This window comes from Catenulispora sp. EB89, from assembly GCF_041261445.1.
Taxonomy (GTDB): domain Bacteria; phylum Actinomycetota; class Actinomycetes; order Streptomycetales; family Catenulisporaceae; genus Catenulispora.
Genome location: NZ_JBGCCU010000008.1, coordinates 155,249 through 169,524 on the forward strand (window position 1 = coordinate 155,249; position 14,276 = coordinate 169,524).

At 70.5% G+C, this 14,276-nt stretch carries 11 protein-coding genes; 6 read left to right on the forward strand and 5 right to left on the reverse strand.

The window, feature by feature from the left end; all coding sequences use genetic code 11:
* Positions 1 to 6: 6 nt before the first annotated feature.
* Entirely contained in the window at positions 7 to 1,179 is a 1,173-nt protein-coding gene (locus tag ABH920_RS19225; protein WP_370350406.1) for a HoxN/HupN/NixA family nickel/cobalt transporter, read from the reverse strand.
* Positions 1,180 to 1,465: 286 nt separating this feature from the next.
* Here ABH920_RS19225 and ABH920_RS19230 point away from each other — a divergent pair, with 286 nt between their 5' ends.
* Positions 1,466 to 3,718: a transglycosylase domain-containing protein gene (locus tag ABH920_RS19230; protein WP_370350407.1), complete on the forward strand. Its 2,253-nt coding sequence runs from the start codon at positions 1,466 to 1,468 to the stop codon at positions 3,716 to 3,718.
* 162 nt (positions 3,719 to 3,880) lie between these two features.
* Here the strand turns inward: ABH920_RS19230 and def are convergent, their stop codons facing one another.
* Positions 3,881 to 4,471 carry a peptide deformylase gene (def, locus tag ABH920_RS19235; protein ID WP_370350408.1) on the reverse strand — a complete coding sequence of 197 codons (591 nt, stop codon included), beginning with the start codon at positions 4,469 to 4,471 and terminating at the stop codon, positions 3,881 to 3,883.
* 135 nt (positions 4,472 to 4,606) lie between these two features.
* Between def and ABH920_RS19240 the strand changes: the two genes are divergently transcribed.
* From ABH920_RS19240 to ABH920_RS19255, 4 genes are all read left to right on the forward strand, one after another.
* Positions 4,607 to 4,888, forward strand: coding sequence for a metal-sensitive transcriptional regulator (locus ABH920_RS19240; protein WP_194910670.1), 282 nt, complete (start codon positions 4,607 to 4,609; stop codon positions 4,886 to 4,888).
* A 45-nt stretch (positions 4,889 to 4,933) separates the two neighbouring features.
* Entirely contained in the window at positions 4,934 to 5,692 is a 759-nt protein-coding gene (locus ABH920_RS19245; protein ID WP_370350409.1) for an SIMPL domain-containing protein, read from the forward strand.
* Between the two features lie 393 nt (positions 5,693 to 6,085).
* Positions 6,086 to 7,297 carry an FAD-dependent monooxygenase gene (locus tag ABH920_RS19250; RefSeq protein ID WP_370350410.1) on the forward strand — a complete coding sequence of 404 codons (1,212 nt, stop codon included), beginning with the start codon at positions 6,086 to 6,088 and terminating at the stop codon, positions 7,295 to 7,297.
* A gap of 93 nt (positions 7,298 to 7,390) precedes the next feature.
* Positions 7,391 to 8,956 carry a hypothetical protein gene (locus ABH920_RS19255; protein ID WP_370350411.1) on the forward strand — a complete coding sequence of 522 codons (1,566 nt, stop codon included), beginning with the start codon at positions 7,391 to 7,393 and terminating at the stop codon, positions 8,954 to 8,956.
* A 67-nt stretch (positions 8,957 to 9,023) separates the two neighbouring features.
* On the opposite strand, the gene ABH920_RS19260 is transcribed toward ABH920_RS19255, so the two are convergent.
* On the reverse strand, positions 9,024 to 10,277 hold the full coding sequence (locus ABH920_RS19260) for a sensor histidine kinase (protein ID WP_370350412.1): 1,254 nt from the start codon (positions 10,275 to 10,277) through the stop codon (positions 9,024 to 9,026).
* Positions 10,278 to 10,489: 212 nt separating this feature from the next.
* Between ABH920_RS19260 and ABH920_RS19265 the strand changes: the two genes are divergently transcribed.
* Positions 10,490 to 11,920 (forward strand): hypothetical protein, encoded by a 1,431-nt coding sequence (locus ABH920_RS19265; RefSeq protein ID WP_370350413.1) that lies wholly within the window; start codon positions 10,490 to 10,492, stop codon positions 11,918 to 11,920.
* A gap of 79 nt (positions 11,921 to 11,999) precedes the next feature.
* On the opposite strand, the gene ABH920_RS19270 is transcribed toward ABH920_RS19265, so the two are convergent.
* Together ABH920_RS19270 and ABH920_RS19275 are read right to left on the reverse strand one after the other, a co-directional pair.
* Positions 12,000 to 12,941: a beta-ketoacyl-ACP synthase III gene (locus tag ABH920_RS19270; RefSeq protein WP_370350414.1), complete on the reverse strand. Its 942-nt coding sequence runs from the start codon at positions 12,939 to 12,941 to the stop codon at positions 12,000 to 12,002.
* 277 nt (positions 12,942 to 13,218) lie between these two features.
* Positions 13,219 to 14,037 carry a tetratricopeptide repeat protein gene (locus ABH920_RS19275; RefSeq protein ID WP_370350415.1) on the reverse strand — a complete coding sequence of 273 codons (819 nt, stop codon included), beginning with the start codon at positions 14,035 to 14,037 and terminating at the stop codon, positions 13,219 to 13,221.
* Between the last annotated feature and the right edge of the window lie 239 nt (positions 14,038 to 14,276).

Consider the following 14,276-nt stretch of genomic DNA (forward strand, 5'->3'; position numbering starts at 1 on the left):
ATGATCCTACTGGTCGGTAACTTTCTCGGCCACCGGCATCGCCGCGGTCCACTTCTGCTCGATGCGGCCGAACTTCCACACGGCCACGGCCGCCAGCCAGACCACCAGGAACATGCCCACGATGGCGAAGCCGATGCTGTTCAGGTCGACGTGCGCCACCCAGTCCCAGAAGCCGCCGGTCAGGTTCAGCTTGTCCTGCAGGATGCTCAGCAGTTCGATGGTGCCGATGATGAGCGCCACGGCCACCGACAGGCCGGTGATCGTGATGTTGTAGAACACCTTGCGCACCGGCTTGGAGAAGGCCCAGCCGTAGGCGAAGTTCATGAACGAGCCGTCGATGGTGTCCAGCAGCGACATGCCGGCGGCGAACAGGATCGGCAGGCACATCACCGCGTACCAGGGCAGGCCCGAGGCCACCGAGGTGCCGGCCAGGACCAGCAGCCCGACCTCGGTCACGGTGTCGAAGCCGAGGCCGAACAGCACGCCGACGGGGTAGATCTGCCAGGGCTTGTTCACCGCCCGCATGGCCCGGCCCAGGAACCGGTTCATCAGGCCGCGGTTGTTCAGGTGCTCCTCGAGCGTGGCCTCGTCGAACTCCCCGCGCCGCATCTGCCGGAACACCTTCAGGATCCCGACCAGCACCACCAGGTTGATGATCGCGATCAGGTACAGGAAGGTGCCGGAGACCGTGGTCCCGACCAGGCCGCCGAAGTTGTGCAGCCCGGACTTGTCGTCGGTCAGCTGCACGCCCAGGCCCTTCAGGCCCAGGCCCAGCAGCAGGGTCAGTGCGACCACGATGGTGGAGTGGCCGAGGGAGAACCAGAAGCCCACCGACAGCGGCCGCTTGCCCTCGGCCATCAGCTTGCGGGTGGTGTTGTCGATGGCCGCGATGTGGTCGGCGTCGAAGGCGTGCCGCATGCCCAGGGTGTAGGCGGTCAGGCCGGTGCCGAAGCCGAACAGGCCGCCCTGCAGCTTGTAGTGGCCGGGCACGACGATCACCGCCAGGATCCCCCAGCCGACCACGTGCAGCAGCGCGATGAACCCGAACATGCCCCCGACGCGCCCCCACTCGGCGGGGGTCAGGCTGGCCCGGATCCGGGCCAGCCGGGATCCGGCCGCCTGGTCCGCTGCCTGCGCGGTGCCGGTGCTGTCGGTGCCACCTGCTGTGGTCGCGGTCATGGCGCGGGACGCCCCCTGTGCTCGGTACATGGTCGCCGCCGGGGCCGACGGCGGGGGAGGACGCCTGCCCGCCCCAGACGCGATTATTTTGCAGTTGCGAAGAGTTCGCAACTACTCGATGAGTCCACGGAGGGACGCATACCGTGATGAGAGGTGGATCACGACCGGTTCCTCCGGATTTTTTCAGAATTTTCAGTTCACGATGGTCTGATGTGTTGACGCCCGAAGACAATGACTGCGAGGGGTCTGCCGAGTCGGCAGGGGCCCGGATGAGGAGCCGTTCCCCATGGCCCTGCGTGTGATCGACTATCCCCGCCGCGGGAAGTCCGGGCTGCGGCACTGGCTGCCGTCCTGGCGGCTGGTCGCCAGCACGCTGATCGCGTTCGTGCTGCTGGTCACCGGCGGGGCCTGGGCGGTCTACGCCTCGATCGACGTCCCGCCGATCAACGAGTCGGTGACCCAGCAGCACCTGACCGTCGTCGACGACAAGGGCGTGGTGCTCGGCCGGCGCGGCCCGGAGATCCGCCAGGACGTCCCGCTCTCGCAGGTCCCGGCCCAGGTGCAGAACGCCTTCCTGTCCGCCGAGGACCGCAACTTCTGGTCCGACGGCGCCATCTCGGTCACCGGCACGGCCCGCGCCCTGGTCAACGACCTCGGCGGCGGCTCCACCCAGGGCGGCTCGACGATCACCCAGCAGTACGTGAAGAACGCCTACCTCACCGACGAGCGTACGCTGTCGCGCAAGGCCAAGGAGGCGGTCATAGCCCTGAAGATCTCCCAGCAGCAGCCCAAGTCGCAGATCCTGCAGGGCTACCTGAACACCGTGTACTTCGGCCGCGGCGCCTCCGGCGTCGAGATGGGCGCCCGCGCCTGGTTCAACAAGGACGTGGACCAGCTCAGTGTCGCCGAGGGCGCGGTGATGGCCGCGCTGGTGAACGCTCCGTCGTACTACGAGCTGGCGCCCAAGGACCCCTCCGTCATGGCCAAGCTCCAGGCACGCTGGAACTACGTGCTCGACGGCCTGGTCAAGATGGGCAAGCTGAGCCAGACCGACCGCGCCGCCGTGCAGTTCCCGGCGCTCGCCGCCTGGCCCCGGCCCAGCAGCCAGAGCGACAACCAGGACCCGTACCTGGTCGAGGCGGCGATCGGCGAGGCCGAGGCGAAGACCGGCCTGACCCGCGAGCAGCTGGTCACCGGCGGCTACACGATCAACACCACGTTCGACGCCAAGATGCAGGACGCCGCGGCCGCCGCGGTGCAGGCGCAGATCACCAGCCAGCTCAACCCGGCCAAGCGGTCCGTGGACAACTACGTGCACACCGCGATCGCGACCGTGGTCCCCGGCGACGGCGCGGTGCGCGTCCTCTACGGCGGCGACGACTACGCCAAGCAGGCCTTCAACGCCTCCTGGCAGGGCACGCTGTCCCCGGGCTCGTCGTTCAAGACCTTCGCGCTGGCCGCGTACCTGCAGAACGGCGGCACGGTCAACGACACCTTCGACGGCGACTCGCCCTACCGCGTCCCCAACTCCCAGCAGGTGATCCCGAACGAGGGCGGCACCAGCTACGGCCAGGTCTCGGTGCAGTACGCGCTGAACCAGTCGATCAACTCGGTGTTCGTGGAGCTGGGCCAGCAGATCGGGATGACCAAGGTCGCCGACGCGGCGCGCGCCGCCGGCATCCCGGTGAACGCCTCCGAGCAGTCGCTGCCGACGCTGCCGCTGGGCGTGGTGTCCACCAACCCCGAGTCGATGGCCGACGCCTACGGCACCTTCGCCGCGCACGGCCAGCAGGTGGATCCGTACACGGTGGCCAGCGTCGTACAGGGCGGCAAGACCGTGTACGCGCACCAGAGCCTGGCCAAGCAGGCCTTCACCCCGGCCGTCGCCGACCAGGTGACCCGGGCCCTGCAGGGCGTGGTGACCAACGGCTCCGGCGGCGGCGCGCAGCTGTCCGACGGCCGCGACGTGGCCGGCAAGACCGGCACCACCGACCTGCCGGGCGACGGCGCCAAGCTGGGCTCGGTCTGGTTCGTCGGCTACACCCCGACGCTGTCGACCGCGGTCGCGGTCTGGGGCCAGACCGACGGCGGGGCGCTGATGTCGATCAACGGGATGGCCGGCAAGGACACCGTCGGCGGCGGCGCGGTGGCGGCGCCGCTGTGGGCGGCGTACATGAACAAGGCGGTCGCCGGGACGCAGGCGCAGTCGTTCACGTTCACGGCGCAGAACAACCAGGCGGTGCCGATGAACCCGGTGAGCTCCTCGCCCTCCGGGACGCCGGCGACCAGCGGCGCGACGCCGGGCCAGACCTCGACCGGGCTGCCGTCGCCGCCGGCGCCGACCAGCACCTACCAGCCGCCGGTCACGCCGCCGACGAGCACCGGGGCGACCGGCGGGACGTCGACGACGTCGGGGAACGCGCCGAGCACGTCGAACTCGCCGGGCTCCCCGGGGACGAGCACGACGCAGATCCGGCCCACGCAGCCGGGTGGGCGGCCGACGACGACCGGCGGGCCGCAGCCGCAGACGAGCGGGTGACGCGGGCGCTGGCTCCGGCTGCCGCGCTGGTTCCGGCGGTTTCGACGGTTCTGACGGTTCCGGCGGTTCCGTCGGTTCCGGCGACTGCTCGGATGACATGACGAAGGGCCCGCATGTGCGGGCCCTTCGTCGTTGCCGTCTTTCTCTGTCTCGTGTTCCGGTTCAGTTCGCGGGGGCGGTCGCCGTCTCGGCCTGCGCTGCCTGCGCCGCCTTCTCCGCCTTCTCCGCCTGCATCCGCTCCATCTCGGCCAGCACGTTCTTGCGCTGGCGCTTGCTGAGCCGGTCGATGTAGAGGCGGCCCTCCAGGTGGTCGAACTCGTGCTGCAGGCAGCGGGCGAAGTAACCGGTGCCCTCCACGGTGATCGGCTCGCCCTTGACGTTCACGCCGGTCACCTTCGCGTAGTCCGGGCGCGCGAGCTCGTGGTGCGGGCCGGGGACGGACAGGCAGCCCTCGGCGGAGTCGTCCAGCTGGCGCCGGTCGGCCGGCAGCTCGGCCAGCACCGGGTTCACGATGTGGCCGACGTGCTGGACGTCGTCGTCGTCATGGCAGTCGTAGACGAACACCCGCAGCGCCACGCCGATCTGGTTGGCGGCCAGTCCCACGCCCTCGGCGGCGTACATCGAGGCGAACATGTCGTCGACGAGCACCGCCAGCTGGTCGTCGAAGGTCTCCACCGGAGCACACGGGTGGTGCAGCACCGGATTGCCGACGATCGTGATGGGCCGGGCGGTGCCGGAATCGGAGTGGCTCATGACGTTAATCTTACGGGTCGGCGCAGTTCAGCCCGTTACTGTGGGTAGGTATCCGCGGGAACACTGGAGCGGGCTGACCAGTTACCCCAAGGGGGTAATCCACCAGGCGCGACGACGACGGATGGGACACCGGGCATGCACGGCTACACCGACCGCAAGGACGACTACAACAAGCGGCTGCGCCGCATCGAGGGACAGGTGCGGGGCCTGCAGCGGATGGTCGAGGAGGACAAGTACTGCATAGACATCCTCACGCAGATCTCCGCGGTCACCAAGGCCCTGCAGTCGGTGGCCCTGGGGCTGCTGGAGGAGCACGTGGCGCACTGCGTGGCCGACGCCCTGGCGACCGGCGGCCCGGAGGCGGACGCGAAGGTCAAGGAGGCCAACGAGGCCATCGCGAGGCTAGTGCGGTCCTGAGCTCCGCCAGGCGCGGTACCCCGCCGCTACGGCAGACTGGCGGTCATGACGGACCAGACCGCTCAGACCGCCCAGCCCGATCAGACGGATCAGACCGCTAGGGAAGCTCAGAACGCTCAGGTCGCCCAGACCGCCGGCAACCCCATCGTCGTCAGCGTCCGCGGCGAGGCCAACCTCGAAGCGGACCCGGAACTGTGCGAGTTCACGGTCACGGTCACGGCCCGCGACAAGGACCGCCGCGCCGCCCTGGAGCAGCTGACCAAGCGCAACAAGGAACTCCTGGACCAGATCAAGGCCGACTACGGCGACGCGCTGGAGAAGCTGGAGACCGGCCGCTTCTCGGTGTACCCGGAATGGCGCAAGCGCACGGACAAGATGGGCCCGTATCAGGGCTCGGTCCGCATCCGGCTCGTGGTGAAGGACTTCACAGTCCTCGGCGAGATGGTCACCCGCATCGCCGACGGCGAAGGCCGCGCGATCGACGGCCCCTACTGGACCCTCCGCCGCGACTCGGAGGTCTACCGCAAAGCCCGCACCGAGGCCGTCGGCGAGGCGGTCCGCAGAGCACGCGAGTACGCGGACGCACTCGGCTCCCACCTCACGGCCCTCCTCGAACTGGCCGACACCGGCCTGTCGACCGGCGGCGCCCCAGCCCCCCAAGGCCGCGCGATGTACGCGATGGCGACGCGCGGCGGCGGCATGGTCGACGACGGCCCGCCCGCGCTGGACCTGGAACCGACGCGGCAGAACGTCTACGCGGCTGTGGAGGCTCGGTTCTCGGCCACGCAGCCTGGGGAGTTGTAGGGGCTTCTAGGCGGCGCTGCTCCGATCGGGCGGACTTCGGCGGTGGTGGCTTCCTTCGGCGGTTGACGTTCCGGGACAATCGATACGAGGGTGGTTTGTCCCCCTGGATGGGGTGGGGTGCGAAGCGCGGCAGCGCAGGCAGTACCCGACGCGGCGGTCGTCGTGTTCGAACGCTCGGCCGGTGAACTGCGGGACCGCGGAGTCGGGATCGGCATCGACATCCAGACGCGAGCGGTTCGCCGAGCTGGTCGCCGCAGGCCGCCACGACCAACACCGCGCGGCACTGGTGCAAACCGCACTCGCAGTAGCACCTGCCCCAGCACGTTGAGCCGCGGCGGCGCCGACCCGCCGGCAACGATATTTTGGGCTGAGCTCTGATACGGGGGGTCGGCGATGACAACTGGCAGCATACGAATCGGCGTGGTCGGCGGCAGCATCGCCGGGTGCGCGGCGGCGTTGGCGGCGGCGCAGGCGGTGCCCGGCGCGGCGGTCGTCGTGTTCGAGCGTTCGGCCGGGGAGCTGCGGGAGCGCGGGGCTGGGATCGGCATCCAGCATGAGCGGTTCGCGGAGCTGGTCGCGGCGGGGCTTCTCGATGCTTCGCTGCCCGCTACGACCAACGCCGCGCGGCAGTGGTACGCGTGGGGCGGCGAGGGGTCCGGGCTCGGGAAGCTGATCTGGCCGCAGCCCTTCCCTTTCAATGCCTACAACTGGGGGCACCTGCACCGCTCGTTGCGCGGCCGGTTGCCGTCGCACGTCGAGTACCGGGGCGACGCACGGGTGGTCTCGGCGGCGCCCAGCGAATCCGGTGCCTCCGTCACGCTGGCCGATGGCACCGTCGAGCACTTCGACCTGCTGCTGGGTGCCGATGGCTACCGCTCGGTGGTGCGCGAGGCGATGTTTCCGGGCGTCGTGCCGGAGTACGCGGGCTACCTGTGCTGGCGGGGCCTGGCGGACTTCGCAGAGCTCGAGGGGCTGCCGACCGATGCGTTCTTCACCGTCGGTTTCCGGCACGGGCACCTGGTCGCGTACCCGATCCCCGCCGATGACGGCCGTCGGCACTTCAACTGGGTGCTGTACTCCATGGTCCCGCCGGAGCTGGCCAGCGACCTGGGCACCGCGACGAGCATCCCGCCCGGCGCGGTCTCGGACGGCCTCCTGGACTTCATGGACGCGTTGCTCACCCGCGAACTGCCGCCACTCTGGGCCGCGGCACTCCGCAAGACCCCGCGCGAAGAGGTCTTCATCCAGCCGATCTACGACTTCGAAGCTCCCGCCTACGCCAAGCACCGCATGCTCCTGCTCGGCGACGCCGGCGCGGTCGCGCGCCCCCACGCGGGCGCCGGCGCGGTGAAGGCCATGCAGGACGCCGCCACCCTCCTGCACCTCTGGCCCGCCGCCACCGACCTCGACGACCTCGCCGCGCGCTACGACGCGGCCCGCCGCCCCGCCGGCGACGCCGTCGTTGCGCTGGCCCGCCGCATCGGCGAGGCGCAGGTGCTGCACACGCCGGACTGGTCGGCGTTCGAGGAAGCGACGTTCATCCCCTGGCTCACCGCGCAGATGGAACTGCCGGACGGGACGGAGATCGGCGGACGGAAATTGTGACGCCGTTGATTGGCCGATCCATGACACAGGTCATGCCAGGGTCATGATTCGCGGCAATGCCGAAACGGCATGTCAGAGCCCTACGCTCGGATCATGAAGACCGTTTCGAAGACCGCCGCCTTCGCCGCGCTGGCGCTCGGCGCGACGGTGGCGACCGGTCCGGCCGCCACCGCCACCACCACAACAACCTCAACCTCAACCACCACCGCGAACACCGGCGCCACCCCGATCACCGTGACCGTGCACGCCGACCAAGCGCTCGCGCGCGTCCCCGCCGCGCCGATCGGCACCAACGACTGGGACTCGGATCCGAACATCACCAACCCCGGCACCAGCGCGCTCCTGGACGCCGCCGGACTCCGCGTCCGCGAGCTCAACACCGGCCCGTTCGACGACGTCTACCGCTGGCGCACCAACACCGACGACGCCAACGCGGCCACCGCCAACCTCGGTCCGGACGCCCCGCTGCCGTGGCAGACCTGGGTCCACCAGACCGAACAGACGCACGCGCAAGCGATGATCCACGTCAACTACGGCAGCACCGCGACCGACGGCCCCGGCGGCACCGACATCGGGCCGCAGGAGGCGGCGGCCTGGGTGCGCCAGGCGAACATCGTGGACCACGACGGCATCAAGTACTGGACCATCGGCGAAGAGGTCTGGGGCAACGGCTTCTACACCAGCTTCCCGGCCTTCGAGCCGGACAACCACGCGGACAAGAGCCCCACGGCCTACGGCCGGAACGCCGTGCTGTTCGCCAAGGCGATGAAGGCCGTCGACCCGAGCATCGAGGTCGGCGTCGAGATCTCCCCGTTCGCCCCCGCCGCCGGACAGCCGGACTGGAACGGGCCGCTGCTCAAGGCGGCCGGCTCGGCCATCGACTTCGTGGACGTGCACTCGTACCGCCCGCCCTTCGCCGACACCAGCGACGCCTCGCTGTTCACGGTGCCGGCCCGGATCCCCGCCCAGATGGCGTCCATCAAGGCCGACATCGCGCAGAACGCCGGCCCGCACGCCGACCACATCCAGGTGATCGTCGGCGAGACGAACACCGCCGGCTTCGACCCGGGCGTGCAGAGCGTCACCGCGCCGGACGCGCTCTACGCGGCCGACGACGTGGCCACCTGGCTGGAGCAGGGGGCATCCCAGGTGGACTGGTTCAACACGCACATCGGCGCGGTGCAGGACGCGGCCGGCTCGCCGGACGACCCGGACGGCCACGGCTACGGCGACTGGGGCCTGCTCTCCTCGGGTGTGAACAGCTGCGTGACCAACGTCCAGGGCGCCAAGGTGTGCGAGCCGCCCGTGAACACGCCCTTCCCGGCCTACTACGCGCTCAGCCTGACCAGCCGGCTGGCCGGTCCGGGCGCGACGCTGGTGCGGACCTCGGTGTCGGGCACGGGTAGCACGGGCAGCACGCCGATCGTCACCCACGCCGCCGTTCAGCGCAACGGCGATCTCGTGGTCCTGATCGAGAACGAGGACCCCGCCGCGACGCACACCGTGCAGCTGGACTACGCGGGCTACCGACCGCTGCCGTTGGCGATCAGCTACCGCTACGCCCCCGGCAGCACCGCCATCGCCACCTCGATCGGGTCCGCCGGCCGGGCCCAGCTGCCCGCGTACAGCCTGACCGAACTGGTTCTGTCTCGCATCTGACGACGCTCCGAACCAGGCCCCTGGCAGCCGATCCGGCCAGGGGCTCCTTCGTCGGCCGGCGCGGCGTTCACTCAGCGGCCGAGGCCGTCGGCAGACTGAACACAACCTCGAATCCGCCCTGCGCACGCGGCCCGGCGGCCAGCGTGCCGCCAAGCATCCTGGCTCGCTCGCGCATGCCGATGAGCCCGTCTCCGGCACCGCGGTGATCGGTTTCCCCGCTATGGACACTATGGACTTGGACTTGGGCCTGTCCGGACTCCGCCGACGGGACGGTGTTGGTTATGCGTGCCTCGAAGCAATCCGCACTGAAGTGCAGCGCCACCTCCGCCGTGGCTGCCGGTCCCACGTGCTTGAGCACGTTCGTCAGCGCTTCCTGCACGATCCGGTAGACCGCGAACTCGGTGCCCTCTCCCAGCGGCCTGCGCGCGCCGGTGAGCGCGAGCCGTACGTCCACGCCGGCGGCGCCCACGCGCTCGACCAGAGCGTCCAGCTGCGCCAGCCCCGGCGTGCGTCCCCCGCCCTGCGCCTCCGCGCCGGAGTCCGCCGTACCGGAGCCCGCCTGGCCGGGGCGCGCGCCGCCGCGCAAGAGACGCAGCACAGACCGCATCTCCTGCAAGGCTTCGTTGCTCGTGGCCCTGACCGCGCCCAAAGCCTCCTGCGCCGTCGGCGGATCCGAGTCGAACACGTACGACGCGAGACCGGCCTGGATCGAGACGACCGACAGGTGGTGTGCGACCACGTCATGCAGCTCCCGCGCGATCCGCAGGCGCTCAGCCGTCACCGCGAGCTCAGCGCGCGCGGCCTGCTCTTTGTGAAGCTGCTCGGTGAGCTCCGCGAGACGGATATTGCGCTCGGCCAGCCGGAAGGCCTGGAGCCCGAAGACGGCAAGGATCACGGGTACGACGATGGCCTGCACAATGGTCGCGGGCAGGGAACCGCCCCGGGTGACGATGCCGCCGTAAATCCAGATCACCCCCAGTACTGAGGCGCCGTACGCTCCCGCGCGCAGCCCGCGGTAAGCCGCCAGGCTGTAGAGCGCGATCATGGGACCGTATGTCCCGACGACCGGCCAGAAGCCGCACGCCTCGATCGCCACGCACGCCGCGCAGCTGGCGATCAGGGTCACCCACGGCGCCGAGCGGCGCACCAGCGCGGGGACGATCGAGAGCGTGATGAGGATCTGGCCGAGGAAGTCCATGTGGCGCCATGGCTGCGCCGGCTGCGAGAGCGGCACGAGCAGGGCGACGGACAGCATCCCGACGATCAATACGGCGTCGTACACCCGCGTCGACCTGCCGAGCAGAAATCGGTTCCAGGTCATGCGGGATCACCGCACAGCATCGAAGCACCGTCCCGTCTCGTGAAGACACAACCGACCGGACATTAGTCGAATCCTGACTCCTGAGGGCAGGAGGAGAAGGCCGGCGGTTGCCCGTTGTGTAGTAGCGGCAAACGATGGACGCGCGGGGTGCGGCGCTGGTTGAATCCGCAACGGACTATCTCAGAGAACGAAGATAGATGCCTGGGGGCGCCATGAGGTCCGTCAGTTTCACCGTCGGGGTGCCGCCGGCCGTCACGGCGCTCGCCGAGCAGCGCGCACTCGGGGCGCAGAAAGCCGTCTTCTGGCGGCGCGCGGCTCCTGTGCTGCTGGTGTGGCCGATCACCATCGTGGGGGTGGCCTTGGCGGTCACCCTGGGGTTGCTCGGCTGGCACGGGCCGGCCCTCATCCTGATCGGGGCCCTCGTGGTGGGGATCGCGCTGTGGCGGTACAGCGGCGACGCCAGATGCGTCGTCGTGTACGAGCACGGGCTCGCGTGCTGCGTCGGCCGGCAACTGCGGTCTGTGCGCTGGGACGAGGCGCTCTACTCGTGGCGGGGCAAATCCGATATGGCGATCATGCCGCGGAAGGACGTCCTGGAAGCAACAGGCGCCGCGGACACGCCGGATCTGACGGGGCCGGGCGGCCGCATCATCCTGCGACGGGTCGCGGGGATCTACCGGCTGCTGCAGCTCGTCGACGCCGAGTTGCAGCCGCGCGCGTTCGCCCGGGGTCAGGCCCGGCTCGCGGCGGGCGAGCAGGCGGACTTCCCGCCGATGGCGGTCACCGCCGCCGGCATCTTCGCGGACCAGGGGAAACGCACGGTCCACGCGCCGTGGCCGGCCGTCGCCTCGTACACCCACGACGGAGGCGTCATCGTCGTCAGCGCCTTCGTCAAGGACGCCACGAAGGGCAGGATCGCCAAGGAGTGGTTCCGGGCGCTCGTGGCGGACGCGACCGCGGCCGACTGGTTGATGGCCGCGACCGATCCCGATCCGACCACGCCGCCGGCTGAGAAGGCCGCCGACCTGCTGGCGAAGGACATCGCTACCGAGCAGGCCGAGGTACGGCAGCGTTCGCGGAAGGACCGCCGGCAGGCCGTCTTCGGCGGGGCCGCCTTCGCCGCCGTGGTGATCGGCGGCGCCGCGATCACGACGATCCATCTGCCCAGGCACGGGCTCGGCTATACCGCGGCGTGCGACGGCCACGGTGCCTCTCGCGCCACGGCCTACGTCCCGGGCGGCGGCGCGCCGCATCCCATCGACTTCGAGGGCGGCTCCGACGGCTTCGCGGGAGTCGACGACAATGCCGGAGTCCTGGACGGCGAGTACGTCGGGTGGGCCCCTGCGAAGGCGACCGACGTCCAGCTCGTCGCCTGCGTCACCGGTGTCCAGACCGAGACTTTGCTCGACAACTGTCCGTATTCCAGCGGAGCGAACATACCGATGAAGTTGGAGCAGTACACCATCTCGGTCTACGCGGCACGGACCGGGGCGCAGGTCCTGGCACCGCACGAGATCGACGGCGACGACTCGGCCTGCCCGGACACGATCACAGTGGTGAACGGACGGGCGCCGTCGGACTTCTACTCCAAGCTGACGTTGACCACTGTCCAATCGGCGGTGGCCTCCGCCGTCACCAACTGAGCGGCGGTGGTGGCGGCGGTGGCGGCGGCGCCGGTAGCTGACGCCCTGCCGTCACCCCTCCGCTGCCCCTCCGCTGCCCTCAGGGGCTCGTCACGACCTGCCCGGCGTAGGACAGGTTCCCGCCGAACCCGAACAGCAGCACCGGCGCGCCCGCCGGGATCTCCCGCCGCTCGACCAGCTTCGCCAGCGCGATCGGGATCGAGGCGGCGGAGGTGTTGCCGGAGTCGACGACGTCCCGGGCGATCACCGCGTTCACGGCGCCGAGCTTGGCCGCCAGCGGCTCGATGATGCGCAGGTTCGCCTGGTGGAAGACGACGCCGCCGAGGTCCTCGGGGCGGATGCCGGCGCGGTCGCAGACCCGGCGGGCCACGGCCGGGAGTTCGGTGGTGGCCCAGCGGAAGACGGTCTGGCCCTCCTGGGAGAAGCGGTTCGGCGTGCCCTCGATGACCACGGCGCGGCCGCGTTCGGGGACCGACCCCCACAGCACCGGGCTGATGCCGGACGCGTGGTCGGTGGCGGTGACCACCGCGGCGCCCGCGCCGTCGCCGACCAGGACGCAGGTGCTGCGGTCGGTCCAGTCGGTGACGGCGCTCATGAAGTCGGCGCCGACGACCACGGCCGTGGCGGCCTGGCCGCAGCGGATCGCCTGGTCGGCCAGCGCCAGGGCGTGGGTGAAGCCGGAGCAGACGACGTTCACGTCGATGGTCGCCGGGGCCTTCATGCCCAGGCGCGCCGCGACGCGCGCGGCGGTGTTCGGGCTGGTCGCGACGGCGGTGCTGGTCGCTACGAGGACCAGGTCCACGTCGGCCGCCGCGATGCCGGCGCCGGCCAGCGCCTTGCCGGCGGCCACGGCGGCGAACTCGTCGAGCGTCTGGCCGGGCTCGGCGACACGGCGGGTCCGCACCCCCACGCGCGTGGTGATCCACTCGTCGCTGGTGTCGACCAGCTGCGCCAGGTCGGCGTTGGTGAGGACGCGGTCGGGCTGGCTGTGGCCGAGGGCTGCGATCCGGGAACCGGGCACGCGACGCTCCTTAGTTTGTTCGCGGAGCGGGTCGCTGCTCGCGGGGCGGGCGGTTGTTCCCTACTGATCCTCGCGTGCTGACGTGAAGGGGTGCGGTCACGGAAGCACCAAGGGGTTCGTGTCGGGTCTGGAGGGTTCCGCCATAGGTGGTCTACGCGAGAAAAGGTGTGCGCTGCTGGAAACGCTTGCGGCGGCGGGCAGTAAGTCCTGTCCGCCGCCGCTGGATTGTACGTCTTCCCGCGAGGTGCGGGTTGCCGCGGCCTAAGCGTCTACGCGTCTACGCGTATTCCGGCGTCATCGCCGCGGCCATTCGGAGATGCGTCCCGGCCTCCTCGGCGTGTCCCTGACGCTTCAGCGTGCGGCCGAGCATCAGGCGCGCGTAGGAGTCGGAGGGGTGGTCGGCGAGCGTCGCCTCCAGGACCTGGCGTGCCCGGCCCAGCTGCGCCGAGGCGAAGTACGCCGAGGCGGCGACGCGGCGGATGTTCGGGTCCTGAGCGTGCTCGGCCAGCAGCGGCTCCAGGAGCACCAGGGCGCCGAGCGGGTCGTTGAGGGCGAGCAGTTCCTCGGCCCAGCGGAGGCGCTCGACCTCGGGCGGGAGGCGGCGCGCGCTTCTGCCGGCGTCGGCGTCTGCGCCGTCGGACGCGTCGAGGAACTCGCCGATCGTCGCCGGCGACATCGCGAACTCCAGCAACCGCTCCCCGTCGGCGAGCGTCGGCGAGATGGTGATGCCGCGCGCCTTGCCGATCAGCAGCAGCTCACGCAGCCGCGCCTGCCCGCCGCCGGACGCCAACAGCGCCCCGCCGTCCGGGAACCCCGCACGCTCCGCGACGGCGGCCAGCTCGACCAGGTCGCGCACATCATGCGACGCCAGCAGCTCAGCAACGACCCGACCCTGCAGCTCGACCCCGCCACGCTCCTCGGCGAGCACCAGCAGGCGCAGGGCATCACGCGGCGCGTCGGGATCGGCGGCATCGGTCAGCAGCGGACGCCAGACAACTTCGGCGGCGACGTCACCCGCCCCCAACGCCACGCGCAGCCGCTCGGCCGCGGCGTGGGTCCACGGGTTGGCGATGTCGGCCCACATCTCGATACGCATGTGGGACAGAACGCGCTGGCAATGGGGAACATTCCTGACCCGAGACCGGGACGTTAGCCGGGCCGGGAGGTGGCGAAAACCGCTCACCGACGACCGCGCCGCCGGAAGAAGTGCGCAACCGCCGCCAGACCGCAAGGGCAGGTTCCATCCCCGAGATCGAGGCCTCCGCGAGCGTCGCGAGGCTCCGCGCGGCGCGCCTCGATCATGCCGCCGACTGCCATTTGTGGCCAGAGGCACCT